Here is a 22,271-nt window from a genome sequence, read left to right on the forward strand (position 1 = left end):
TTCAGGCTTCCGTCGGGGTCAACGGGGTGAGGGACTTCGTCTCCCCGTTCCAGAACCGCGCGGCGACGCACCGCCCCGGTGCCGGTGGTTCTCCCAGGACGTCGAGGGCCTCGGCGACCTGACCGGCGCTGATGCGTCGGGCCAGGGTCACGTGCGGTGTCCATCGGTCGGGCTGGGTGAGTTCCACCGCGCCGGGTGCGCGGTCGAGAACGGCCCGGTGCAGCGCCAGCAACTCCGCCGACATCACCACTGGGCGGGCGAGCACGAAGCGACCGGAACCCGCCTGGAAGAGCAGAACGCCGGAGACGCGGATCGCCACGGGCAGTGGCGCGCGCGCACGTTGCTGGTCGGGGCTGAACACGGCCGTCAGGGCAGCGGTGGGCTCGATGGCCGGGCCGGCGGCGAGAGTGAGGTGCGGCCGATTGCTGGCGTCCGGATGCCGGCCCAGATTCGGCAGCCCTGCGGCCTGCAACATCGCCCACTCGGCTCGGAACGCGGCCTCGAAGGCCGGGTCGAAGGTCAACTCGATGCTGCGCACCCTGCCATCATGCCCCGCCACGCACGAACACGAGGGTGCGGCGCCGCTTGTAGACGACCGAACGACGGGTTCGGAACGGTGGGTTCAGACGCGCGCTTTCAGAATGGTGGGTCTTCGGGCGAGTCGCTCGGCCGGAGGGCGTCCGGGGCTTCCGGTGGTTGGGGTGCCTGGGTGGCGGGCGGGCCGAGGTAGGTCTCCGGGTGGGTGCGGTGGGTCAGCCCGGCCGGGGAGGTCCAGACCAGCACGCCGCCGGGTTCTTGCTCCACGGCCCACAGGGTGTGGTGTTTCAACCGGTGGTGCGAGCGGCAGAGGTGGGCGAGGTTGTCGTGGTCGGTGGGTCCGCCGTGTTCCCACGAGGTGGTGTCGTCGAGGTCGCTGCGGGCTGCCGGCCGGGTGCAGCCGCGGAACCGGCAGGTGCCGTCCCGCAACCGCAACCACCGGCGCAGGTCCGCCGGGACCGCGTACGGCTCGTTGCCGACCGAGAGCACCGTTCCGGTCTCCGGGTGGGTGAGCAGCCGGGTGAAGCTCGGCGCTCCGGCGGCGATCGCCCGGGCCGCCGCGGCGGGGATCGGCCCGTAGCCCTCCAGGAAGCCGGGGGCGTCACTGGTGCCCATTGCGGTGAGCACCGGGACGGTCACCATGACCGACCCCCGGATGCCGCCGCCGGTGCCGGAGGGGGTGACGCCGTCCAGCAGCAGATCGCCGATCGCGTCGGCGCAGATCTGGGCGATCGTGCGGCGCTGGTCCTCGGGGATGCCCTCGTTCTGCCGTTCACCGGCCTGGGTGGCCGTCGTGACGCTGGTCAACCGGTCATGGGCGGCCATCGTCTGCTGCGCGGTGCCGTACCAGGTCAGGGTGCCCATCCCGTCGGGCCGGCCCTCCCACCACACGACCCGGGTGGCCTTCATCGGACCGGCGAACATCGACGCCTCGCCCGATCAGGCTCTCCGCGGTGCGCTCCGCGAGGTGCAGGGTGCAGGCGACCTCGCTGGTCACGGTGCGGCGGGCGACTTCTTGGTCTTCCCAGGCGGTGATCTTCCGCGGGCTGGCCTGCGCATCCGTGAGGACCTGGCCGGCAGCCATGCCGGGATACTCGGGGTTGAGCAGCTTCGCGTTGACGGGGTCGGAGCTCCATTCGCGCAGCTCATCCAACGCCCGGGCCCGTTTCGCACTGGCCCGGGCGATCCCCTGATGCGCTTTCGCCGCCTTCGCGAGAGTGGCCTGAGCTTGCTCCTGTAGCGTGCGCCGCCGCCGGTCAACCTGGTCGCGGGCACCTTCCGGACCGCCCGTCGAGGGTGTCGCGTTGGTACCGGGGTCGGCGCCGCTCTGCTCGCGGGGGTGGTCACCGGGCCGGTCGTCCGGATCACCTGAGAACTGCTCTGCGGGTCTGCTCATACCCCCATGATCGCACCACTCACCGACACTGCCACCCGCCCGAAAGCGGCAGTGGAAAGGCCACCTGACCGGCCGCTTGTGGAGGAGTGGCCGGAGTGGAATCGGCCGGAAGGCACGCTCGTGCGGCGCCGGGTGATTGCCGTCCGTCACCGTCGGTGCTACTCCTGAAGCACGAATCGTTTCGCCGTTCTACGCCCAGAGGAGATCCCATGAACAACCCCGCCGCCGACCCACACGCCCTGGATGACCTCAGCCGGCGGTTGGCCCAGGCCCTGCAGATTCTGGACCTGGAGGTCGACCACGTCCTGCTCCTGAGTCTGGCCGACGAGACGACGAAAGCGGTTGGCCCAGGCGGCGGCCCGATCAGCACGTTCCTGGTCGGCTACGCGGCGGGGATGACGTCGACTTCCGGTAAGCAGGAATCGACAGATGCGGTGGCACGGGCGGTAGGCGTGGCCAGGCAGGCGACCGAAAAGTCCGGCGACGGCGGCATCGAGGACGGGTGGACGCACACCGCGCAGTGACCGCGATGTGCACGGTGCGGACCCCTGTTTCACCGGGCGAACCCCGACATTCCCGGCACGCGTTTCGCGTCCGACTTTCGTGGCGGATCTTGCTCTACCGCGCCGCCGGCTGCCCTTCCTGCCGGTAGCTCGCGACGAAGCCGTGCACGAAGGTCTGCAGCGCCGTCGGCTGAATGCCGAACCGGTCAGACAACTGACTCATATCCAGCGGCGTGTCGTAGGTTTCGAGTGCCGTGAGGAGGTCGACCAGCATGGGCGGCAGACCTGGAACCACGGCCCCCATCGGTACGAAGGACACGGGGATCTCCCGACCCAGTTCGTCTTCGAAGGCGGCGATGACATCGCGCCACGACACCGGCTTCGGACCTCCGATGACGAGTGTCTGCCCAGCCGCATCGTCATGGTCGAGCGCGGCAAGCGCATACCCGGCCACGTCCGCCATCGACACCGAGGAATGAAGACGACGACCTTCTCCCACGAGAGTCACAGGCCGGCCGGCGAGGGCCGGGAGGCCAACCGCCGCCACCGGAAGCAACTCGAAATAGAGGTTTGGTTGCAGTATCGTGACCCGCATTCCGCTCTCATGCAGCCGCTGTTCCGCTGTGGCTTTGGCGCGCAGGAACGGCGAGGGGCTCTCCAAGGCCGCGCCGAGTGCTGAGATGAAGATGAATCGCTTGACGCCGTGGGCAGCCGCGGCATCGATGAGGTTCAGGTTGCCGGTCCGGTCGACGGATTCGACGGTGTCCGAGCCACCCCTGGCCATGGAGTTCGCCGTCGTGATGACGGCTTCCGCGTCTGCACAGGCCTCGGCGAGCGATGGCGGATCTTTCAGATCGCCAACCGTGAGGCTTGCGCCTGCGGCGGTCAGTCCAGGGCTTTCTGCCAGGTTGCGCACCAGCGCACGCACTTCCTCTCCGCGAGCGAGTAATGATCTCGTGATCAGTCCACCCAATCGGCCGGTTGCTCCGGCGACGAGGATCATGATTCTCCCTTCCAGTGGCTGCCGGACCCGGCGTGCACTATTCGATAGACGGCGGCATTGACATCGCCTGTCGACTGCTCAACGGTCTCCAGGTAGAACCGCATTCGAGTGAAGAATCCACCCGCCGCGGCGAAGATCATCACGCCTCGCATGAGGTGCGGGGTGCCGTCCAACCGGGTGCCGCGGTGCTCCCATTCGGTCCACGCGGTGTTGCCGTCCACCACGGATGCGGTCACCTCCACGCGCAGGTCGGGGACCGCTGGGAGGATGCGCTCCCAGTTCAGGCGAACCTGCTCCCGCCCGCGAAAACCTCGCAATGGATGAACCGGGGTCTCGTTCACATAGTCCGGAGCGAAACAGCTGACGATCCCGTCCACGTCATGGGCGTTCGTGGCCGCGACGACCCGGGCCACGAGTTCGGCCACGCCAGGTTCTGAATGTGGCATCCTTTGCACGATGCACCACCTTTGAGTACAGTGAACTTTACTTATTACCGGATTATGGAACCATATATGGACACAGTCAAGAGCCCCCGAAGCTACAATTCGGCGAGCCGGCAAGCCGCCGCTCGCCGGAACTACGATGCAATCCTCGACGCCGCCGGGTACCGATTCATCGAGGCGGGATACGCAGGAACGACGATCGCCGCGTTGGCGGACGAGGCCGGCGTATCCGCCGAAACCATTTACAAGGTGTTCGGCGGTAAGCCCGGAATCGTACGGGCGCTCTACGAGCGGGGACTGGCAGGGCGGGGCCCGACCGCCGCCCACGATCGCTCGGATGCCATGCGAGAACAGGAGTCGGACCCGCATGTCCTGATGCGCAAATGGGGGGAGTTGACGGCAGAGGTGGCAGGGCAGGTCAACCCTCTCCTGCTTCTCGTGCGTTCCGCAGCGGCGACGGACCGGAACATGGCAGCGTTACTCGAGCAGAGCCACGATGATCGCCTGCAGCGGATGCGCCATAACGCGCGGTTCCTGGTAGAGCGGGGATACCTGCGAGAGGACGTCAGCTTCGAGGAAGCGGTGGATGTGATGTGGCTGCACAGCTCACCGGAGCTCTACGACCTGCTCGTGCAGCGGCGCGGCTGGGATGCCGAACGCTTCGGGCGTTACGTCGGCAGGTCGATGGCTGCGGCGCTCCTGCCCTGACGGTGTTCATGCCGGGGTCGCGACCTCGGCAGTGCGGGCAGGCTCCAGCCGCACGATGACGGCCTTCGATACGGGCGTGTTGCTGCCCTCGGCGAGATGGCCGAGCGGCACGAGCACGTTCGCCTCCGGATAGTAGGCCGCTGCGCAGCCCCTGGCCGTCGGATACGCCACCGCCCGGAACCCGCGCAGCACCCGCTCGACGCCGTCCGGATAGACGCCGTGAACATCCACCGACTGCTCGTCGGCCAGGCCAAGCGCCACGAGGTCGTTGGGGTTCACGAACACCACGTGGCGGCCCTTCTTGATACCGCGGTACCTGTCGTCATGCCCGTAAATGGTGGTGTTGAACTGGTCGTGCGAGCGCAGGCTCTGCAGGATCAGGGTGCCCTCCGGCCGGTCGAGGTACTCGAGGTCGTTCACCGTGAGCATGGCCTTTCCGGTGGGCGTGGGGAAGGTGCGGGAATCCCGCGGCCCGTTCGGCAGCAGGAAGCCGCCGTCCTGGCGGATCTTGGTGTTGTATTCGGAGCAGCCAGCGACCACGTGCGAGATGTGCTCGCGAATCAGGTCGTAGTTGCGCTCGAAGCCGGCCCAATCCACGTCGACGGAGGTGCCGAGCACCTCCCGGGCCAGCCGGCTCACGATGGCGACCTCCGAGAGCAGCGTCGGCGACACCGGCGGCACCTGGCCCCATGACGGATGCACCGCGCAGACGGTGTCCTCCACCGACACGAACTGCACGCCGGTGGCCTGCCGGTCGATCTCGGTGCGGCCCATGGTGGGCAGGATCAGCGCTTCGTCACCGACGACAGTGTGCGATCGGTTCAGCTTGGTGGAGACCTGCACGATCATCTCCGCTCCGTGCATCGCCGCCTCGGCCGCGTGGGTGTCGCTGATCGCCGACACCAGGTTCCCGCCGACGGCCATGAAGAACTTGATCCGGCCATCCCGCAACCCTTCGATGGTCTGCACCGAGTCGGTGCCGTGCTCGCGGGGCGGGTCGAAGCCGAACTCCGCCTGGATGGAGTCCAGGAAGGCCGGCGGCATCTGCTCCCAGATACCCATCGTGCGGTCGCCCTGTACGTTGCTGTGGCCGCGGATCGGCGACGCCCCGGCCCCTGGCTTGCCGATGTTGCCGCGCAGCAGGAGCAGGTTGATGATCTCCTTGATTGTGGCCACGCCCTTCTTCTGCTGCGTGAGCCCCATCGCCCAAGTGATGATCACCTTGTCGGCACGGAGGTACCGTTCGGCGAGCTCATCGATCTCCGCGGTGCGCAGGCCCGTCGCCTCGAGCACGGCCGCCTCGTCGACCTTGGCCAGGTGCTCGGTCAGCTCCGTCAGGCCCTGGCAGTGCTGAGCCAGGAAGTCGTGGTCGAGCACCGTGCCGGGATTCGCGGCCTCGGCCGCGAGCACCCGCTTGGACACCGCCTGTAGCAGGGCCATGTCACCGCCGAGCCGGATCTGCACGAACTGGTCCGCCATGTCCGTGCCGCGCCCGATGATGCCCTTCACCCGTTGCGGGTTCTTGTACCGCTTGAGGCCGGCTTCCGGCATGGGGTTGACCGCCACGATCTGCGCCCCGTTCTCCTTCGCCTCCTCAAGGGCGGTCAGCATCCGGGGGTGGTTCGTGCCCGGGTTCTGGCCCATCACGATGATGAGGTCGGCCTTGCCGAAGTCGTCGTACGTGATGGTGGCCTTGCCGATGCCGATGGTCTGGCCCATCGCCCAGCCGGAGGACTCGTGGCACATGTTGGAGCAGTCCGGCAGGTTGTTGGTGCCGTAGGCGCGCACGAAAAGCTGGTACGCGAACGCGGCCTCGTTCGAGGTGCGACCGCTGGTGTAGAACGCGGCCTGGTGGGGCGACTCCAGGGCGTTGAGCTTGTCGCCGATCACCCGGAACGCGTCCGCCCAGCTGATCGGGCGGTAGTGGTCGTCGCCGGTGGCCTTGTAGACGGGTTCGGTGAGCCGGCCCTGCATGCCCAGCCAGTACTCCGTGCGGCCGAGCAGGTCGCTGACCGGATGCTCGGCCCAGAATTCGCTGCCGATCGTGATCGGGGTGGCCTCCCAGGTGACGGCCTTGGCACCGTTCTCGCAGAACTCGAAGGTCTTGCGGTGGGTGGGATCCGGCCAGGCGCAACTCATGCAGTCGAAGCCGTCCTTCTGGTTCATCGCCAGCAGGGTCTTGCGGCTGCGATTGACACCCATCCCCTCCAGCGCCGGGATGGTGGAGTGCAGCACCCCGGGGACGCCGGCCGCCCAGGATCTCGGTGAGCCGATCTCCAGGACGCCCTCACCGGCCACCTCGGCATCGTCGAGGTGTACCGGGCTCGGTTCGTTCGCCGTGGGGTGGCTGGCGATTCTCTTGGGCGACATGGCGGGCATCCCTTCGACGGCCGGAGAACGGCACTCGCCGACGCCCGGAACCTTCCTGGAGTTACCCCTTCAGGGCTATCAGCATCCCAGCCGGAAGGCAAGTGCATCCCGCCCACCGAGCTGCGCCGAATGGCCCCTTCGGGTGCGGCAACTCGCGGCGCCGTTCGACGCGATCAGGCGACGCCCTGGGCGGCGAAGCGCTCGAGTACCTCCCCGATCCGGCCCTTACAGCCGCCACAGCCGGTCCCGGCGCGGGTGGCCGATCCGATGCAGGCGACCGTGTCGTTGCCGGCCTGGGCGGAGGTGGTGATCGCCTCGACGGTGACGCCGTTGCACCAGCACACCGTGGCATCCGGTGCGAACGCGTCGCCCGCGGTCGCCGGGTCGTAGTCCGGCCCGTCGAAGCGCAGCAGCACCGACCGGTCCGCCGGCAGTTCGCTGCCGCGCTCGTACAGCAGGGTCAGTTCGGCGCCGGTGCGCGGCATGCCCACACAGACGAAGGCGGTGAGGATGCCCGCACGGGTGATCATCTTCACGTACCGGCCGTGCTCCGGGTCGGCCCACTGGGACACGCTGAGCGGGGCGGGATCGCCCGCGCCACAGCCGTGCGCGTGCGCGTCGGTTTCGGCCAGGGCCGCGTCGAACGGGTCGGCGGAGGTGTCCCCCGCGGCAACAACATCGATGCCCTCGGCCTTGAGCATCACGACGGATGCGGCGGGCCCGGCCGCGAGGACCGGCGCCGGCTCCGGGGCAGCCGCTGACGGCACGGAAGTTACGGGCCCGGCGGTCGCCGGCACAGCAGTCGACGGCACAGCAGTCGACGGCCTAGCAGTCGACGGCCTAGCAGTCGTCGGCAGAACGGTCCCCTGCGGTGCGATCGCGGCCGTCAGCCCGGATCCACGCCCGACCCTGCTCCCCGCCGTGATCTCCGCGGTGAAGCGCGCCGCGAGCCTGTCGGCCTGACGCCAGCCCGGCCCGATCAGGCCGCTCGGCCCACCGGCCGGCGCCATCCGGGCACCGTTCCAGGCGGCGCCGAGGTCGGCGTCGGCGGGGCGGGCGGCCACGTGCGCGCAATCCCCGATGGCGGAGATGGCCGAATCCGCCCAGCTTCGCAGCGACTCGTCGACCAGGATACCCGTGGACACCGGCAGGCCGGCCAGGTGCGCGAGTTCGGTGCGGGCGCCCACGCCGCAGGAGAGCAGCAGCAGGTCACCGCTGATCTGCTTGCCGTCGGCGCAGATCAGTGCCTCGAAGCGCTCCACACCGTCGTCGTCGTGGGAGAAGAGCACGCTCTCCGCGCGGGCGTGGTTGACCATGCTGACCCCGGCCCGACGGGCGCTGCGGGTGAGCACCGAGCCGGCGCCGCGGTCGAGGTTGCGGTTCATCGGGATCTCACCGTGGTAGACCACGCAGATCTGCGCGCCGGCGGCCGATGCCGCTAGCGCGATCTCCATGCCGAGCATCCCGGCGCCGAGCACAACGATGCGCTGCCCGGCCTGCACGGCGGCCAGCACGATGGCGGCATCGGCCAGGTCCCGCAGGGCGCTGACGCCGCGGGGCAAGGGCGCCTCGGCGGAGTCGAGGGCGGCGGCATCCGCGCCGGGCTTCATCAGGCCGCGGCGCACCCGCTTGACGCCGTCGAGGGTGGGCACATTGGCGCGGGCACCGGTGGCCGGCACGAGCCTGTCGTAAGGCAGCGAACTGCCGTCGCTGAGGCTGACCGTGCGGATGGTGCGGTTCACAGACGTGACGTTGGTGCCGGTGAGGACGCGCGCACCCGCCGCGGGGGCCCGGCTGCCGTCGGTGAGGTCGAGGGTGTCGCGGTCGGTGCGGCCCACGGCGTAGTCGGCCAGCAGCACCCGGTTGTAGGCGTGTTCCTGCTCGGCACCGACGACGGTGAGGTCGGCCAGACCGGCTTCCACGAGCGGGAGCAGCTCGTCGACGAATCGAGAGCCGACCGGGCCGTAGCCGACGACGACGATGCGCTCCGGGGCGGCCCGTCCGGCGGCGCCGGGGATCCGGGCAGAAGTGTGGTCAGGCATCCGCCATCACCCTCTCGTGGTCGGGAGCCGGCCGGTCGGGCGCATCGATCGCCCGCACCCGCACGGCGGTGCGCTTGAACTCCGGCATGCCGGAGACCGGGTCGGTGGACCCGGCGGTGAGCAGATTGGCCCGCTGGTCGGCCGGGAAGTGGAAGGGTAGGAACACGGTGTCGGGCCGGATGTCGGCGCTGAGCTGGGCACGGCAGCGCACGATCCCGCGTTCGTTGGCCAGTTCGGCCCAGCCGCCATCGGTCAGGCCCAGGCCCGCCGCGGTCGCCGGGGGCACCTGCATGCGCGCCTCCGGCTGTGCGCCGGCCAGCTCGGGTACCCGCCGGGTCTGCGCGCCGGACTGGTAGTGCTCGAGCAGCCGGCCGGTGATGAGGGTGAGGGCTCCCTGCGTCTGGGCCGGTGCGGCCACGGCGCGGGCCGTGACGGCGACGATGCGCGCCCGGCCGTCCTCGTGCGCGAAGCGGTCCAGGAACAGTCGCGGGGTGCCGCCGGATCCGGCCGGGTACGGCCAATAGCCCGGCTCCCCCGCGTCCAGCAGCGCGTAGTCGAGACCGGAGTAGTCGGCGATGCCGCCCGCGGAGGCCCGGCAGAGCTCATCGAAGACCAGGCCGGGTTCGGCGCTGTAGACCCCGGGGGCGTCGAGGCGCCGGGCCAGTTCCTGGAAGATCCACAGTTCGCTCCGGACCCCGTCCGGTGGGTCGATGGCGCGGCGGCGACGGAGGACCCGCCCCTCGAGCGAGGTCATCGTGCCCTCCTCTTCGGCCCACTGGGTGACCGGCAGCACCACGTCGGCCAGGGCGGCGGTCTCGGAGAAGAAGAAGTCGCAGACCACGAGGAAGTCCAGGCTCAGCAGGCCCCCACGCACCCGGTCGGCATCCGGCGCCGACACCACGACGTTCGCGCCGTGCACGAGCAGGGTGTGGATGCCGCCGACGTCGCTGACGCTGCTGCGGGCCCTGCTCGCCGCCCGCGGGTCGGTGCTCTCCCGCGCCGACCTCACCGCGGCGCTGCCCGAGATCCAGGACGACCACGCCGTCGACGTGGCCATCAGCCGGCTGCGCCAGGCCCTGCCGGTGCCGGCGCTGATCGCCACCGTCATCAAGCGCGGCTACCGCATCGACGTCTAGCTGCTGCCCTCGCGCCCGCGCCTGCGCCCGCGCCCGCGCGCCCACGCGATCTCGCGAGATGACACTTGCGGCCCCTCGAAACGCCCGGAACTGGCCCCAACTGGCAACTCGAGCAGGGCTGAGGGCGGGCGCTCGCACCAGGCGGCTCAGCCCAGGCGGGCGGCTACCTCGTCGAGGACCGATTCCCTGCCGGCGTAGATGCCGTCGGCGCGGGGCCAGTGGCTGATCACGTCGGTGAAGCCGAGGTCGGCGGCCCGGCCGACGGCGTCATCGAACGCGCCGAGGCTCTGCAGCGAGTACGCTCCGCCGCTGTCCAGCGACAGGTGCCGGTCGAGCGTGCCCGGGTCCCGGCCGGACTCCGCGAGAGTGTCCTCCAGCCGGTGCACCAGGGCGGTCACCTTGCTCCACCATTCCTCCCCCACGGCCCCGTCGGCGCCGGTGGTCACCCAGCCGGCGGCGTGTTCGGCCACCAGTTTCAGGCCTTTCGGCCCGTTCGCGGCGATCACGAACGGCAGCCGGGGGCGCTGCGCCGGCCGGCCCACCATGCGCGCATCCACCGCGGTGAACCAGTCGCCGGTGAAGCTAAAGCCTCCCGCGCCGGGTTCCTCGTGACGCAGGAGCAGGTCCAGATCGCTCACGAACTCGGCGAACCTGTCGTGCCGCTGTCGTGGTGTGAACTCGGTCTGGCCGAGCACGAACGCATCGAAGCCGGTACCACCGGAGCCCACCCCGAGCGTGAAACGCCCGCCGGAGATGTCGTCGACGGTGGCCAGTTCCTTGGCGAACGGCACCGGATGCCGGAAGTTCGGCGAGGCGACGAAGGTGCCGAGCCGGATCCGATCGGTGACCGCCGCGGCGGCGGCCAGGGTGGGGATCGTGGCGTGCCAGGGCTGGTCGGCCAGGCTGCGCCAGGAGAGATGGTCATAGGTCCAGGCATGGTCGAATCCATACTCCTCGGCGCGCTGCCACCTGCGGCGCGCCGCCGGCCACTCGAACTGGGGCAGGATCACGATTCCGTAGCGCATACCCCGCAGTCTACGAACCGGCCCCGACCCGCATTCGACCGACCCGCGCCACCACGGCCGGACGGTGCTATGAATGGTGCGTTCGTCTCAGCCGGCTCGTCTGCGTCTCCCCGCCCATAGACCCCATGATCCTGAGGACCGCAAAGGAGCACCCGATGGCATCACCGTTGACCCCGGACCGGTTCGCCGGCCAGACCGCGATCGTCACCGGAGCGGGCTCCGGAATCGGCAAGGCGACGGCCGTGCCCTTGCCCAAGAGGGCGCCCGGGTGATCGCCGGCGATGTCGTGCCCGCCCGGCTGCAGGAGCTCGTCGACCAGTACGGCGACCTCGACATCGTCACCGTCGACGGCGACATCAGCCGAGAGGACACCACCACCAGGCTCGTCGCCGCGGCGAAGGGCCGCATCGACGTCGTGGCGAACGTGGCCGGCATCATGGACGGTTTCCTGCCCGCCGGCGAGGTCGACGACGCCACCTGGGAGCGCGTCTTCGGCATCAATGTGACCGGGATGATGCGCCTCATCCGGGCCGCCCTGCCCGTCATGGCCGCCGGCGGCGGCGGCTCCATCGTCAACGTCACCTCCGAGGCCGGCCTCCGCGGCGGCGCCGCCGGCGTCGCCTACACCGCCTCCAAGCACGCTGTGATCGGACTCACCCGCAATACCTCGGTGATGTACTCGGCGCAACACATCCGTTGCAACGCCGTCGCGCCCGGAGGCGTGCAGACCAACATCGAAGCGCCGATGCTGTCGGCCCTGGCCGGCTCGGTGCTGGGCCCGGTGTTCCAGCACGTGTTGCCGCCGGTGGCGAGCGCCGACCAGCTCGCCGCGGCCATCACCTGGCTCGCCAGCGCCGACTCCGCCAACGTCACCGGGATCGTCCTGGCTTCCGACGGCGGCTGGTCGGCGGTGTGACGGACGCGCCAGAGGAAACGGATGCGAATGTCGGAGCGTGCTGGCAGACTCTCCGCATGACAGGCACAGACAGCACTCACAGCCCCGTCCCGTTCCCCGGCCGCCGGGACCCCCGGACGCCCGCCCACACCCACGCCTCCGGTCACGCCCCCGCCTCCGGTCACGCCCCCGCCGTACGGTGCGGCATCGTGCCGCCGTACCTCCTGGCGCGCCTGGCCACCGTCGACGATCCGCGCTTCTCGGGCGCCGCGGAGGCCGCCCGGCGTTCCCTGCGCGTCGACGACCCGATCCGCAGCCTGCGATCGGCCGCACCGCACGCCACGGCGCTTCCGGTCCCGCCCGCGGCAGTGCCCGGCGTCACGCGGCGCACCATCAGTGATGCCCAGCACCTGCAGACCCTTCCCGGCCGGGTCGTCCGCACCGAGGGCCAGCCACCCGCGGCCGACGTGGCCGTCAACGAGGCCTACACGGGCCTCGGCGACACGCACCAACTGTTCTGGAGCCGGTACCAGCGCGACTCCATCGACGGCCGCGGTCTGCCGCTGGACGCCACCGTGCACTACGGCCAGTCCTACGACAACGCGTTCTGGGACGGCGAGCGCATGGTGTTCGGCGACGGCGACGGCGAAGTGTTCAACAGGTTCACGATCTCACTAAGCGTCATCGCCCACGAACTCACCCACGGGGTCACCCAGTACAGCGCCAACCTGGTCTACCAGGGCCAGTCCGGCGCCCTGAACGAATCCGTCTCGGACGTGTTCGGCGCCCTCGTCGAGCAGTACGCCCTGGGCCAGGACACCGCGGCGGCCAGCTGGCTGATCGGCGCCGGGCTCTTCACCGATGAGGTGCAGGGCCAGGCGCTGCGCTCAATGAAGGCACCCGGCACGGCATACAACGACGACGTGCTGGGCACTGACCCGCAGCCGGATTCGATGGACGGCTACGTGGACACCGAAGACGACTACGGCGGAGTGCACCTGAACTCCGGCATCCCCAACCGGGCGTTCTACCTGGTCGCCGATGCGCTCGGCGGCAACGCCTGGGACGCGCCGGGACAGATCTGGTACGACACCCTCACCGGGCCGGACCTCACCGCCACCGCCACCTTCGCAGTTTTCGCCCGGGCCACCGAGACGGCCGCCGTCACCCGCTACGGCCGGGGCTCACTCGAGCACGAGGCGGTGCGCACAGGCTGGGACGGCGTCGGGATCGCCCTGGATCCGCTGCGGGCTGCGTCCTGACCGGTCTCGAATCCCGCAGGCGGACAGCGGGCCGCTGACTGGGAAGGCACTGCCGATCGTCGCGGCATCCCCGATCGTGACGCCGCCGGACGTAGCATGGGGCCATGAAGGTCATCGTGTCACGCAGCGGAGGGCTGGCCGGACTCCGCGTGACCTGGGACGTGCAGGTCGACGAACAGCCGGATGCGGCGGCCTGGGTGCAGTTCCTCCAGGAGCTGCCCTGGGATGAGGCCGAAGACACCACGCCGGCCCCCGACCGGTTCGTGTACCGGATCCGGTGCGCCCCGCATGAGGTGGTCCTGGCGGAACCGCAGGTGCACGGCGCGTGGCGGGACCTGATCGACCGGGTGCGCGCCGCGAGCGAACGCTGACGGCACCTCGTTACGACCGGCCGTAACAAACCGGTGCCCGGCCGGGGCCGCTTGGGATACTGACGGGATGACCTCCGCGAACCACATCCCCACCAGTCACGCCGGCAGCCTGCCCCGGACCGAGGCGCTGCTCGCCGCCAACGATGCCCGCCTGGTCGCGGCCGTGGACGGCCTCACCCTCGACAACCCGGACGGATTCGAGCCGCTGCTCGAGGGTGCGGTCGTGGACCTGGTGCAGCGCCAGGTCGATGCCGGCCTCACCCTCCCCGGCGACGGCGAGTTCGGCAAGGCGATGTCGAGCGCCGTGGACTACGGCGCCTGGTGGTCGTATTCCTTCCAGCGCCTCAGCGGGCTCGAACTCGTGCCGGGCGGACCGTTCTCCGGCGCCCCGGTGCACTCCAGCCCCGGCAATGTGAAGCTGACCACCTTCCCCGACCGGCGCGACTGGACCCTGTTCGCCGACGCCTACGGGGACCCCAAGAGCGGCATTTCCGTCGGCGACCGGGCCCCGGCCTTCCCCTCCGCCACCGGGCCGGTGACCTATACCGGCCATGCCGCGATAGCCTCCGACATCGCCAACCTGAAGTCGGGCCTGACCGCGGCCGGCGTCGAACAGGGCTTCATCACCTCACTCTCCCCCGGCAGCGCCTCACGGATCGGCAACGAGTACTACGCCACCGAGGAGGAGTTCATCTGGGCGACGGCCGACGCGATGCGCGAGGAATACCTCGCCGTGATCGATGCGGGCCTGATCCTGCAGATCGACGACCCGTCGATCGCCGAGAACTGGGACCAGATCAACCCGGCCCCCACCGTCGAGGACTACCTGGCCTTCACCCGTATCCGCGTCGACGCGCTCAACCACGCCCTTCGCGGCCTGCCGGCGGACCAGATCCGTTTCCACCTCTGTTGGGGCAGCTGGCACGGACCGCACACCACCGACCTCGAATTCCGCTACCTCGTCGACACCATGCTCGAGATCAACGCGGGCTCATACTCGTTCGAGGGCGCCAACGCCCGCCACGAACACGAATGGCGGATCTGGGAAGACGTCACACTGCCGGAGGGCAAGACCATCGTCCCCGGCGTCATCGGTCATGCCACCAATGTCGTCGAGCACCCCGAACTGGTGGCCGACCGGATCGAACGCTTCGCGAACGTGGTCGGACGCGACAACGTGATTGCCTCCACCGACTGCGGCCTCGGCGGCCGGATCCACCCGCAGATCGCCTGGGCCAAGCTGGATTCCCTGGTCGCGGGCGCCGAGCTCGCCACCACGCGGCTGTGGGGCAAGTCCGCCACCACCATCCGGTAACCCGCCCGCAACACACCCGCGGCTTCCGCGCCGGTAGTCGCCGAAAAGGCGGCAAAGTGGGAGCATGGGGACATGGACATCAACGACCCTGATCCGGTCCGTATTCTGAGCGCGGACGAATGCTGGGAGTTGCTGCTCTCCTCGAGCTTCGGTCGCCTGGCGGCCAGTGTCGCCGACGATATCGAGATCTTCCCGCTCAACTTCGTCGCCGCTGACCGGAAATTGTTGTTCCGAACGGCGGAGGGTACCAAGTTGCTCGCCCTGACGGTGAACAACAAGGTCGCCCTCGAGACCGACGACATCGGCCGGGCCGACGCCTGGAGTGTCGTCGTCAAGGGAATCGCCCGGATGCTGGACACGCAGGCCGAGATCGACGCGGCCAATGCCTTGCCGTTGCACCCGCTGATCCCCACGCTCAAGTACATCTGGGTCGAGATCACCCCCACCGAGCTCACCGGCCGCCGGTTCACGCTCGCGCCGGAGCCGGAGCGCTACTAGGCCGCAGGTCGCCCGGCCGGCCCGAGACGTATCAGCGTGCGCCGGTCAGGCCTGGGCGGTCATGCTGGCACCGGAGCGGCCGATGAGCATGAGCACAGCGGTTCCGTAGGCGTCCTCGGCGGTCGCCGCATCGAACACCTCGTCGACGGCGTCCACGTGCACCGTGACCCGGTACCGGCCTTCCCCCTGCCGGTGCAGCGAGCGGAACGTGCCGCGCAGCAGGCTGCGGAGCTGGTCCTCCCTGGGCAGCCACAGCGCGTCCTCGAGGGCGAGCGAGTCAAGCGCCCACTCCGTGGTGCCGTTGAAGCCGAGGATCGTACCGGTGTCGAACTCGTGCGCTTCGATGGTCATCTCGCTGACCGTGAACACCTCGGAGTCGAAGCCGGGCCGCTCGATCCGAAAGGAATCCCCGGAAACCGGACGCCAGCGCAATCCGGCCTGCTGCAACGCACGGGCACAGTCGATTGTGATCATGACCCATTATTGCCGCGCCGGAGGACGGAACGCGAGAACATCCCGTACTCACACCGGCCCATCAGCCGCACAAAGAGCAGGTCATGCCGGTTTCGGCGCGAACCGTGCAGGTACGTGGCGTGCCGGGCAGCAGAAAGGGCCCGCTTGTGAAAGCGGGCCCTGACGACGATGTGCCCCGGAGCGCGGTCAGCAGCCTCCGGGGCCACTCCTCACGAGGATCGCAGGTACGTGGCGGGTCTCAGCTGACGCCGAGCAGGTCGATCACGAAGATCAGGGTCTTGCCGGAGAGCCGGTGACCGGAGCCCGCGGGGCCGTAGGCCAGGTGCGGCGGCACGGTCAGCTTGCGTCGACCGCCCACCTTCATGCCGGGAATGCCCTGCTGCCAGCCGGCGATGAGGGAGCCGAGCGGGAAGTTGATCGACTGCCCCCGGTTCCAGGAAGAGTCGAATTCTTCGCCGGTGTCGTACTCGACACCGAGGTAGTGCACGTCGACGGTGGCGCCGGGTGTTGCCTCTGCGCCGTCGCCCACGACGATGTCGACGGTGTCGAGCTGTTCGGGCGCGGGGCCCTCCGGGAAGTCGAGTTCTGGCTTGCTGTTCAAATCAGTCATGAGTCCATCCAACCCGATCCCGGCCCGTGCTGCCTACCCCGAAATTCCCCCTTGCGCGAACGACGAACCCAGGTGCATTCTTAATGCATAGAAACTCGCCGCTCCGGGAGAGTTGTCGGCAATGCCACACCACCGGGCGGCGAGTTTTCTCGTTCAGAGGGCGAGACCTTATCGTCAGCCGAGAACCTCGGCCCGGTCCGCGGCCAGCAGGCCCAACAGCCGGGCCTCCTCGATGTGGTCCGCGGATGGTCCGGGCCGGCCCGGTCGAGCCGGGCGACTGTGCCCACTCACCAGGCGGTGCCGCACGGACGCCAACCGGGTCGCATCCACGATGAAGCGGTTCATCGCGAGCCGGCGCGCCGGCGGCTGCGAGTGCGCCCAGGCGCGGGCCTGGCGCCGCCCGCGGGTGGTGGCGAGCATCTCCACCTCCGCGGGGGTGAACCAGCCGACCGCGGCGTAGTCGCCGAGTCGTTGCACGGTCAGTTTTTCTTCGTGCCGGCGCAGCAGGATCATCGTGAGGATCGCGCCGAGGAACATCGGGACCTGCACCAGGAAGTAGTAGCCCACCAGCGACTCGTTGGTGGTGAGGAAGAAGAACGCACCGTTCCACAACGCGTGCAGCAGCACCGCCGCAACGAACCCGATCAACACGCTACCGAGGTAGCCAGATCCGGACGCACGCCGGGCGGCCAGGCCGAGCGCAAAACCGGTGCAGGCGGTGAAGAGCACATGCGCGAACGGCGACAGCACCCCGCGCAGCAGGAACGTGACGCCGAGGGTGCCCAGGCCGCCCTCGAGCATGGCGAGGCCGAAGTACTGGATATTCTCCGAGAACGCGAAGCCCGCCGCGATCATGGCCGCGTAGACCACCCCGTCGATCGGGCCGTTGAACTGGCCTCGGATGATCCAGAACAGCAGCAGCAGGCCGAAGCCCTTGGCTGCCTCCTCCACCAGCGGCGCTTGCACGACAGCGGACATGAAGTCACCGCCCGGACTTCCCGCGCCGCTGACTGCGATCACGATCTGCAGGCCGAGGTCGAAGATGAGGGCAGTCACGATCGACACCCCGGCGCCCCACAGGAAGGCGAACCACAGGGCAGGGCGCGGTTCCGGCTCCCACCGGTCGACCCAGCGCACCGCCAGAACGACCAGGGTCAGCGGCACGAGCGCGAGCACCAGGCAGATCCCCACGGCGGCGGCGCCGAGGAACGTGGCCATGTACACCAGCACCAGGATCACGGCCAGCGCGCCGACCACGATGCCGATGCTGGTCAGGACGACGGTGACCGTGCTGGCGCGTCGCACCGGTGCGCTCCAAACGGGACTGGAAATGGGGGCATCCTGTGCGGGCACGGCGGCGGAACGGCCGGTCGGGTCGAGGGTCATGCCCGTCAGTTTAGGGGGACGTCACCGATTCGGCAGTCCCGACGACGGCAGAGATCGCGGTGTCCGAATTCCGCTACCGCTCGCGTTGTGGTCGTGTCAGGCTGGACGGGTGACTTCAGCGACCCACCCGACGTCCCCCGTCGAAGCCCGCGCCGGCGCCTCGCTGCGGGGACGGGTCGACGACCCGGTCTTCGCCGAGCGGTATCGGGCGATGTCGTCGCGGGACGCGCGCTTCGACGGCCAGTTCATCACGGGTGTGCATTCGACGGGGATCTACTGCCGACCGAGCTGCCCGGCCATGACGCCCAAGCCGGGGAATGTGTCGTTCTACCTCACGGCGGCGGCGGCGCATGAGGCGGGCCTGCGGGCCTGCAAGCGGTGCCTGCCCGAAGCCGTGCCGGGGTCGCCGGCCTGGAACATCCGCGACGATCTCGCGGCCAGGGCGATGCGGCTGATCGGCGATGGGACGGTCGAGCGTGAGGGCGTACTCGGACTGGCCCGGCGACTGGGCTACACGCCCCGGCACCTCGCCAGGGTGCTCGTGACCGAGGTCGGCGCCGGTCCCCTCGCCCTGGCCCGCGCCCACCGCGCCCAGACCGCACGGGTGCTGCTCACCAGCACCGACCTCCCGGTGACCGACGTGGCTTTCGCGGCCGGCTTCGGCAGCGTGCGGCAGTTCAACGACACCATCACCGCCGTCTACGAGCGCACCCCCTCCGCCCTGCGGGCCGGCGCCAGGCTGTTGGGCGCCCACGGCTCGCCGGTCGGGCACAGCGCGGCACCCGGCTCGAGCATCCGCCTGCTGTTGCCGGCCCGCGCACCCTTCGACGGGCGAGGCCTGGTGGATTTCCTGGGAGTACGCGCCGTGGCCGGCGTCGAGCGCTCCACCGCGGCCGGGTACGAGCGCACCGTGCGCCTCCCGCACGGCGGGGCAACGCTGCAGCTGTCCCTCGCGGGCACGGCCGCGGCACCGGCCGTGGCCTGCGTGGCCCGGCTGGACAACCTCGCCGACCTCGCTCCCCTCGTGAGCCGGGTGCGCCGATTGTTCGACCTCGACGCGGATGCCCAGGCCATCGATCGCGCACTGGCCGACGATCCGGCGCTGGCCGGATCGGTGCGACACACCCCGGGCATCCGGGTGCCCGGGAGCCTGGACCCGGAGGAGACGCTGTTCCGGGCACTGCTCGGCCAGCAGGTGTCGGTGGCGTCCGCCCGAACCGCCCTCGGCCGGCTGAGCGCCGTCCTCGGTGAACCCGTCACCGGCAGCGCGTCGCCCGGTGGCCCACTCCACGGCGGCCCGGGTCCCCTCCGCCCCGGCCCGACCGATGCCCTCGACCTCACTGTCGCGCCGGCCCTCTTCTTTCCCACCGCCGCCAGCATCGCGGTGCACGGCCGGGACGTGCTGCGCGGCCCGGCCGCCCGCGTCGACGCGATTGTGGGCGTCGCCGAGGCCCTCGCCGCCGGCGACCTGGTGCTCGACGTCGGCGAATCACGGGACGACTTGCAGGCCAGGCTCACCGCCCTGCCCGGGATCGGCCCGTGGACGGCCGGGTACGTGGCGATGCGGGTACTCGGCAGTCCGGACATCCTGCTCACCAGCGATCTCGCGCTCCGGCAGGGCGCCGACCGGATCGGGCTGCCCGCCCGGGCCGCCGACCTCGCCGCGCACGGTATCCGGTGGGCCCCCTGGCGCAGCTACGCCGGAATGCACCTCTGGCGCGCGGCGGGCGATCCGCGACCGGCCGGGCAGAATGGTGCCCCGGCGAGGGGAATGCGCCGTTACGCTGATCAGGTGAAGTTTGCGCATCTCAGAGTCGAAGGCCAATCCACCCCCCGTCTTGCCATCGTGGTGGACGACACCGCTTTGTTCGTCGACGAGGTCGTGGACGACGCCCCTCGGGACCTGCAGGAGCTCATCGAGAAAGGCGCGCCGGAATTCGACCGGGTGCGGGCGCTCACCGCGAACGCTCTGACCCATGGCGCCAGCCTCACCTCGATCGATGACCTGCGGCATTCCTCCGCCGTGCTCCGGCCCCCGCAGATCATCGCCATCGGCGCGAACTATGCCGCCCATTCCTCCGAGCTCAAGCTACGCAGCGAGACCGCGGCCACGGTCTTCTCGCTGTGGCCGAACTCGCTCACCGGGCACGAATCGATCGTCACCTGGCCGACCGACCTCACCACCCAGGTCGACTACGAGGCGGAGCTCGGTGTGATCATCGGCCGGCCGGCCCGCAACGTGTCGGTGCGGGACGCCCTCGATTACGTCTTCGGCTACACCGTCGTCAACGACATCACCGCGCGGGACCTGCAGTTCTCCGAAGCCCAGTGGTCGCGCTGCAAGTCGTTCGACGGGTTCACCCCCACCGGGCCGCTGGTCGTGACCGCTGACGAGATCGCCGACCCACAAGACCTCTGGCTGACCACTCACGTCGACGGGCGCATCCTGCAGGACGCGTCCAGCGGCGACATGGTGCGCACCGTCGCCGAGATCATCTCGTACCTCTCGCTCACCTCCACGTTGATGCCCGGCACCCTGATCTCCACCGGCAGCCCCGGCGGCGCCGGCTACAGCCGCAAGCCGCAGGTGTTCCTCAAGCACGGTTCGACGGTCACCGTCTCCATCGACCGCATCGGCCTGCTCACGACTCATTGCCGTGAAATCTGACCCCGCTCCGCTCCGCACGCCGATCACCATCTCGGTGGTCATTCCGGTCTACAACGACGCCCAGTTCCTGCGCACCTGTCTCCGCGCCCTCGCGCAGCAACGTCGCCGGGCCGATGAGATCATCGTGGTCGACAACGCCAGCACGGATGACTCGGCGGCTGTCGCCCTGGCGGCCGGCGTGCGCACGGTGACCGAGCCGGTGCGGGGCATCTGGCCCGCCGCCGCCGCCGGCTATGACGCGGCCGGCGGGGACGTGATCGCACGCCTCGACGCCGACTCGGTGCCGCCCGTGGACTGGCTCGAGCGCATCGAGGCCCGATTCACGCAGCATCCGGGCACCGCCGTGTACACCGGGCCCGGCGATTTCTACAATTGCGGACCGGTCACCGCGTTGTTCGGCCGCCGGATCTACATCGGCGGCTACTTCGTGTGGATGGGACTGTGGGTGGGGCACTATCCGCTGTTCGGCTCGAACTTCGCCATGCGGCGCCAGGTGTGGGCCGACAACCGCACCCGGGTTCGCCGGAGCAGCGCCGATGTGCACGACGACCTCGACTTCAGCATGCACCTGGCCCCGGACCAACCGGTCACCCTCGACCGCACCCTGCGGGTCGCGATCTCGGGCCGCCCGTTCGACACCCCGCGTGGCCTGGCCCGCCGGATCCGTTGGGCCGGCCGCACGCTGTTCTCCGGCTGGCCGGACTATTCGCCCTGGCGCATCCGCCAGGGCGCCGCGAGTCGCCGCAAGAACCCCCGTCGGGCGCGCTGAGCGGCCGATTCGCCGCGACGCAGCGGATGCGGCGCCCTCAGCGGCCGCGGGCGTACAGCGCGAGCATGTCACGGGCCAGCTGGTGCGGGGTGGTTTCGCAGGGGCTGTGCCGGGTCGGGTACACCTGCAGTTCCGCGCCGATCCGGCGCGCAAACCGGCGATGCAGCCGCAGCCGCCATAGGTCCCTCTCGCCCACGGCGATGAGCACCGGAACCGGGCTGCGGGCCAGCGCCCGGCGGGAGTCCGGGGTGTGCTTCATCAGCGCCATGATCGCATCGATGCTGCTGCGGCGCGTGCGGCCGAACCGCAGCCGGGCCAGCGCAAGCCGGCCGGGCGGGGTGTGGTTGCGGTTGGTCACGATGCCCCAGACCATCAGCGACGCGATGGTGCGCGCGGGCACCGGGCCGCTGACCGGGCCGAGCCAGCGCACCCCGTTACTTTCTTCGTAGCCCTTGATCGTGTAGTTATGTGAGGGTGTTGGCCTGTCAGGCCCGGCATGGTTCTTGCCCCCAGTCGTCCATGATCCGGGGGGTGTTGTCACCGGGCCTGACTGGCATCGAGTGATCGCTGATAGGGGCTGGACCGGGACGTGTCCCAGGCCGTTCGTAACGTGGATGCCGGGACTTGATGCCGCGGTTCAGGCCGACTTTGCGGAACCTGAGACGGAGGATTCATGATCGAGAACTACGACAGCGTCGACGTCTTCATCGGCGTGGACGTCGGCAAGGGAGAGCACCACGCGGTCGCCCTCAACCGGGCCGGCAAGCAACTCTTCGACAAGGCCCTGCCCAACGACGAGACGAAGCTGCGCGAGCTAATTACGCAGCTGAAGCGACACGGCCAGGTGTTGTTCGTCGTCG

Annotated in this window: 23 protein-coding genes and 2 pseudogenes; 12 read left to right on the forward strand and 13 right to left on the reverse strand. The window is 69.8% G+C overall.

The window, feature by feature from the left end; genetic code table 11:
* Position 1: 1 nt before the first annotated feature.
* From JWP54_RS12730 to JWP54_RS12740, 3 genes are all read right to left on the reverse strand, one after another.
* On the reverse strand, positions 2 to 538 hold the full coding sequence (locus JWP54_RS12730; RefSeq protein ID WP_297372649.1) for a 2'-5' RNA ligase family protein: 537 nt from the start codon (positions 536 to 538) through the stop codon (positions 2 to 4).
* Between the two features lie 98 nt (positions 539 to 636).
* Complete coding sequence (locus tag JWP54_RS12735) at positions 637 to 1,446, reverse strand: HNH endonuclease signature motif containing protein (protein WP_297372651.1); 810 nt, start codon at positions 1,444 to 1,446, stop codon at positions 637 to 639.
* Positions 1,349 to 1,933 carry a hypothetical protein gene (locus JWP54_RS12740; RefSeq protein WP_297372653.1) on the reverse strand — a complete coding sequence of 195 codons (585 nt, stop codon included), beginning with the start codon at positions 1,931 to 1,933 and terminating at the stop codon, positions 1,349 to 1,351. Before JWP54_RS12740 ends, JWP54_RS12735 begins: the two co-directional genes overlap by 98 nt.
* Positions 1,934 to 2,142: 209 nt before the next feature.
* Between JWP54_RS12740 and JWP54_RS12745 the strand changes: the two genes are divergently transcribed.
* Positions 2,143 to 2,457 carry a DUF6457 domain-containing protein gene (locus tag JWP54_RS12745; RefSeq protein WP_297372655.1) on the forward strand — a complete coding sequence of 105 codons (315 nt, stop codon included), beginning with the start codon at positions 2,143 to 2,145 and terminating at the stop codon, positions 2,455 to 2,457.
* Positions 2,458 to 2,551: 94 nt separating this feature from the next.
* Here JWP54_RS12745 and JWP54_RS12750 read toward each other — a convergent pair whose 3' ends face one another.
* Positions 2,552 to 3,439 carry an SDR family oxidoreductase gene (locus JWP54_RS12750; protein ID WP_297372657.1) on the reverse strand — a complete coding sequence of 296 codons (888 nt, stop codon included), beginning with the start codon at positions 3,437 to 3,439 and terminating at the stop codon, positions 2,552 to 2,554.
* A complete protein-coding gene (locus JWP54_RS12755; protein ID WP_297372658.1) occupies positions 3,436 to 3,885 on the reverse strand; it encodes a nuclear transport factor 2 family protein in 450 nt (149 codons plus the stop codon). The genes JWP54_RS12750 and JWP54_RS12755 overlap by 4 nt, the downstream gene beginning before the upstream one ends.
* 66 nt (positions 3,886 to 3,951) lie before the next feature.
* Here JWP54_RS12755 and JWP54_RS12760 point away from each other — a divergent pair, with 66 nt between their 5' ends.
* Complete coding sequence (locus JWP54_RS12760) at positions 3,952 to 4,590, forward strand: TetR/AcrR family transcriptional regulator (RefSeq protein WP_297372660.1); 639 nt, start codon at positions 3,952 to 3,954, stop codon at positions 4,588 to 4,590.
* A gap of 6 nt (positions 4,591 to 4,596) precedes the next feature.
* On the opposite strand, the gene JWP54_RS12765 is transcribed toward JWP54_RS12760, so the two are convergent.
* The 3 genes and pseudogenes from JWP54_RS12765 to JWP54_RS12775 form a co-directional block, all read right to left on the reverse strand.
* Entirely contained in the window at positions 4,597 to 6,960 is a 2,364-nt protein-coding gene (locus JWP54_RS12765) for an FdhF/YdeP family oxidoreductase (RefSeq protein WP_297372663.1), read from the reverse strand.
* A 173-nt stretch (positions 6,961 to 7,133) separates the two neighbouring features.
* Positions 7,134 to 9,002: an FAD-dependent oxidoreductase gene (locus JWP54_RS12770; protein ID WP_297372665.1), complete on the reverse strand. Its 1,869-nt coding sequence runs from the start codon at positions 9,000 to 9,002 to the stop codon at positions 7,134 to 7,136.
* Positions 8,995 to 9,975, reverse strand: a pseudogene (locus tag JWP54_RS12775) (molybdopterin oxidoreductase family protein); the annotation flags it as partial. The gene JWP54_RS12770 and the pseudogene JWP54_RS12775, both read right to left, overlap by 8 nt.
* On the opposite strand from JWP54_RS12775, the gene JWP54_RS12780 reads away from it, so the two are divergent.
* Positions 9,935 to 10,138, forward strand: a complete 204-nt coding sequence (locus JWP54_RS12780; RefSeq protein ID WP_297372667.1) for a winged helix-turn-helix domain-containing protein — start codon at positions 9,935 to 9,937, stop codon at positions 10,136 to 10,138. The pseudogene JWP54_RS12775 and the gene JWP54_RS12780 sit on opposite strands and share 41 nt — an antisense overlap.
* A gap of 146 nt (positions 10,139 to 10,284) precedes the next feature.
* On the opposite strand, the gene JWP54_RS12785 is transcribed toward JWP54_RS12780, so the two are convergent.
* Positions 10,285 to 11,163: an LLM class flavin-dependent oxidoreductase gene (locus tag JWP54_RS12785; protein ID WP_297372669.1), complete on the reverse strand. Its 879-nt coding sequence runs from the start codon at positions 11,161 to 11,163 to the stop codon at positions 10,285 to 10,287.
* Positions 11,164 to 11,431: 268 nt separating this feature from the next.
* Here JWP54_RS12785 and JWP54_RS12790 point away from each other — a divergent pair, with 268 nt between their 5' ends.
* The 5 genes from JWP54_RS12790 to JWP54_RS12810 all read left to right on the forward strand — a co-directional run bounded on the left by JWP54_RS12790 (position 11,432) and on the right by JWP54_RS12810 (position 15,504).
* The gene (locus JWP54_RS12790; protein ID WP_367274223.1) at positions 11,432 to 12,079 is read left to right on the forward strand and encodes an SDR family oxidoreductase; all 648 of its coding nucleotides are present in this window, start codon (positions 11,432 to 11,434) and stop codon (positions 12,077 to 12,079) included.
* A gap of 56 nt (positions 12,080 to 12,135) precedes the next feature.
* On the forward strand, positions 12,136 to 13,320 hold the full coding sequence (locus tag JWP54_RS12795) for a M4 family metallopeptidase (RefSeq protein ID WP_297372671.1): 1,185 nt from the start codon (positions 12,136 to 12,138) through the stop codon (positions 13,318 to 13,320).
* A 104-nt stretch (positions 13,321 to 13,424) separates the two neighbouring features.
* Positions 13,425 to 13,691 (forward strand): protealysin inhibitor emfourin, encoded by a 267-nt coding sequence (locus JWP54_RS12800; protein WP_297372673.1) that lies wholly within the window; start codon positions 13,425 to 13,427, stop codon positions 13,689 to 13,691.
* Between the two features lie 67 nt (positions 13,692 to 13,758).
* Positions 13,759 to 15,006, forward strand: a complete 1,248-nt coding sequence (locus tag JWP54_RS12805) for a cobalamin-independent methionine synthase II family protein (RefSeq protein WP_297372676.1) — start codon at positions 13,759 to 13,761, stop codon at positions 15,004 to 15,006.
* 72 nt (positions 15,007 to 15,078) lie between these two features.
* A complete protein-coding gene (locus JWP54_RS12810) occupies positions 15,079 to 15,504 on the forward strand; it encodes a pyridoxamine 5'-phosphate oxidase family protein (RefSeq protein ID WP_297372678.1) in 426 nt (141 codons plus the stop codon).
* Positions 15,505 to 15,549: 45 nt separating this feature from the next.
* On the opposite strand, the gene JWP54_RS12815 is transcribed toward JWP54_RS12810, so the two are convergent.
* The 3 genes from JWP54_RS12815 to JWP54_RS12825 form a co-directional block, all read right to left on the reverse strand.
* The gene (locus JWP54_RS12815) at positions 15,550 to 15,978 is read right to left on the reverse strand and encodes a hypothetical protein (RefSeq protein WP_297372680.1); all 429 of its coding nucleotides are present in this window, start codon (positions 15,976 to 15,978) and stop codon (positions 15,550 to 15,552) included.
* A 238-nt stretch (positions 15,979 to 16,216) separates the two neighbouring features.
* A complete protein-coding gene (locus JWP54_RS12820) occupies positions 16,217 to 16,588 on the reverse strand; it encodes an FKBP-type peptidyl-prolyl cis-trans isomerase (protein WP_297372682.1) in 372 nt (123 codons plus the stop codon).
* Positions 16,589 to 16,762: 174 nt separating this feature from the next.
* A complete protein-coding gene (locus JWP54_RS12825; RefSeq protein WP_297372684.1) occupies positions 16,763 to 17,974 on the reverse strand; it encodes a PrsW family intramembrane metalloprotease in 1,212 nt (403 codons plus the stop codon).
* A 163-nt stretch (positions 17,975 to 18,137) separates the two neighbouring features.
* Between JWP54_RS12825 and JWP54_RS12830 the strand changes: the two are divergent.
* The 3 genes and pseudogenes from JWP54_RS12830 to JWP54_RS12840 form a co-directional block, all read left to right on the forward strand.
* Positions 18,138 to 19,700: pseudogene (locus tag JWP54_RS12830) on the forward strand (DNA-3-methyladenine glycosylase 2 family protein); the annotation flags it as partial.
* Positions 19,701 to 19,766: 66 nt separating this feature from the next.
* Positions 19,767 to 20,642 carry a fumarylacetoacetate hydrolase family protein gene (locus JWP54_RS12835; RefSeq protein WP_297372692.1) on the forward strand — a complete coding sequence of 292 codons (876 nt, stop codon included), beginning with the start codon at positions 19,767 to 19,769 and terminating at the stop codon, positions 20,640 to 20,642.
* Complete coding sequence (locus JWP54_RS12840; RefSeq protein WP_297372686.1) at positions 20,632 to 21,411, forward strand: glycosyltransferase family 2 protein; 780 nt, start codon at positions 20,632 to 20,634, stop codon at positions 21,409 to 21,411. The genes JWP54_RS12835 and JWP54_RS12840 overlap by 11 nt, the downstream gene beginning before the upstream one ends.
* Before the next feature lie 37 nt (positions 21,412 to 21,448).
* Here the strand turns inward: JWP54_RS12840 and JWP54_RS12845 are convergent, their stop codons facing one another.
* Entirely contained in the window at positions 21,449 to 21,841 is a 393-nt protein-coding gene (locus tag JWP54_RS12845) for a hypothetical protein (RefSeq protein ID WP_297372689.1), read from the reverse strand.
* Between the two features lie 243 nt (positions 21,842 to 22,084).
* Between JWP54_RS12845 and JWP54_RS12850 the strand changes: the two genes are divergently transcribed.
* Positions 22,085 to 22,271: transposase (locus JWP54_RS12850; RefSeq protein ID WP_297372690.1), on the forward strand; the 187-nt coding region annotated here is incomplete at its 3' end.

The organism is Cryobacterium sp. (assembly GCF_025463825.1).
In the GTDB taxonomy this organism is placed as follows: domain Bacteria; phylum Actinomycetota; class Actinomycetes; order Actinomycetales; family Microbacteriaceae; genus Cryobacterium.

Coding starts and splice junctions, on each gene's coding strand:
- JWP54_RS12810 (WP_297372678.1), top strand. CDS start 15,079: ATGGACATCAACGACCCTGATCCGGTCCGTATTCTGAGCGCGGACGAA.
- JWP54_RS12780 (WP_297372667.1), top strand. CDS start 9,935: ATGCCGCCGACGTCGCTGACGCTGCTGCGGGCCCTGCTCGCCGCCCGC.
- JWP54_RS12755 (WP_297372658.1), bottom strand. CDS start 3,885: ATGCCACATTCAGAACCTGGCGTGGCCGAACTCGTGGCCCGGGTCGTC.
- JWP54_RS12765 (WP_297372663.1), bottom strand. CDS start 6,960: ATGTCGCCCAAGAGAATCGCCAGCCACCCCACGGCGAACGAACCGAGC.
- JWP54_RS12770 (WP_297372665.1), bottom strand. CDS start 9,002: ATGCCTGACCACACTTCTGCCCGGATCCCCGGCGCCGCCGGACGGGCC.
- JWP54_RS12785 (WP_297372669.1), bottom strand. CDS start 11,163: ATGCGCTACGGAATCGTGATCCTGCCCCAGTTCGAGTGGCCGGCGGCG.
- JWP54_RS12795 (WP_297372671.1), top strand. CDS start 12,136: ATGACAGGCACAGACAGCACTCACAGCCCCGTCCCGTTCCCCGGCCGC.
- JWP54_RS12735 (WP_297372651.1), bottom strand. CDS start 1,446: ATGAAGGCCACCCGGGTCGTGTGGTGGGAGGGCCGGCCCGACGGGATG.
- JWP54_RS12800 (WP_297372673.1), top strand. CDS start 13,425: ATGAAGGTCATCGTGTCACGCAGCGGAGGGCTGGCCGGACTCCGCGTG.
- JWP54_RS12820 (WP_297372682.1), bottom strand. CDS start 16,588: ATGACTGATTTGAACAGCAAGCCAGAACTCGACTTCCCGGAGGGCCCC.
- JWP54_RS12760 (WP_297372660.1), top strand. CDS start 3,952: ATGGACACAGTCAAGAGCCCCCGAAGCTACAATTCGGCGAGCCGGCAA.
- JWP54_RS12745 (WP_297372655.1), top strand. CDS start 2,143: ATGAACAACCCCGCCGCCGACCCACACGCCCTGGATGACCTCAGCCGG.
- JWP54_RS12815 (WP_297372680.1), bottom strand. CDS start 15,978: ATGATCACAATCGACTGTGCCCGTGCGTTGCAGCAGGCCGGATTGCGC.
- JWP54_RS12750 (WP_297372657.1), bottom strand. CDS start 3,439: ATGATCCTCGTCGCCGGAGCAACCGGCCGATTGGGTGGACTGATCACG.
- JWP54_RS12740 (WP_297372653.1), bottom strand. CDS start 1,933: ATGAGCAGACCCGCAGAGCAGTTCTCAGGTGATCCGGACGACCGGCCC.
- JWP54_RS12825 (WP_297372684.1), bottom strand. CDS start 17,974: ATGACCCTCGACCCGACCGGCCGTTCCGCCGCCGTGCCCGCACAGGAT.
- JWP54_RS12805 (WP_297372676.1), top strand. CDS start 13,759: ATGACCTCCGCGAACCACATCCCCACCAGTCACGCCGGCAGCCTGCCC.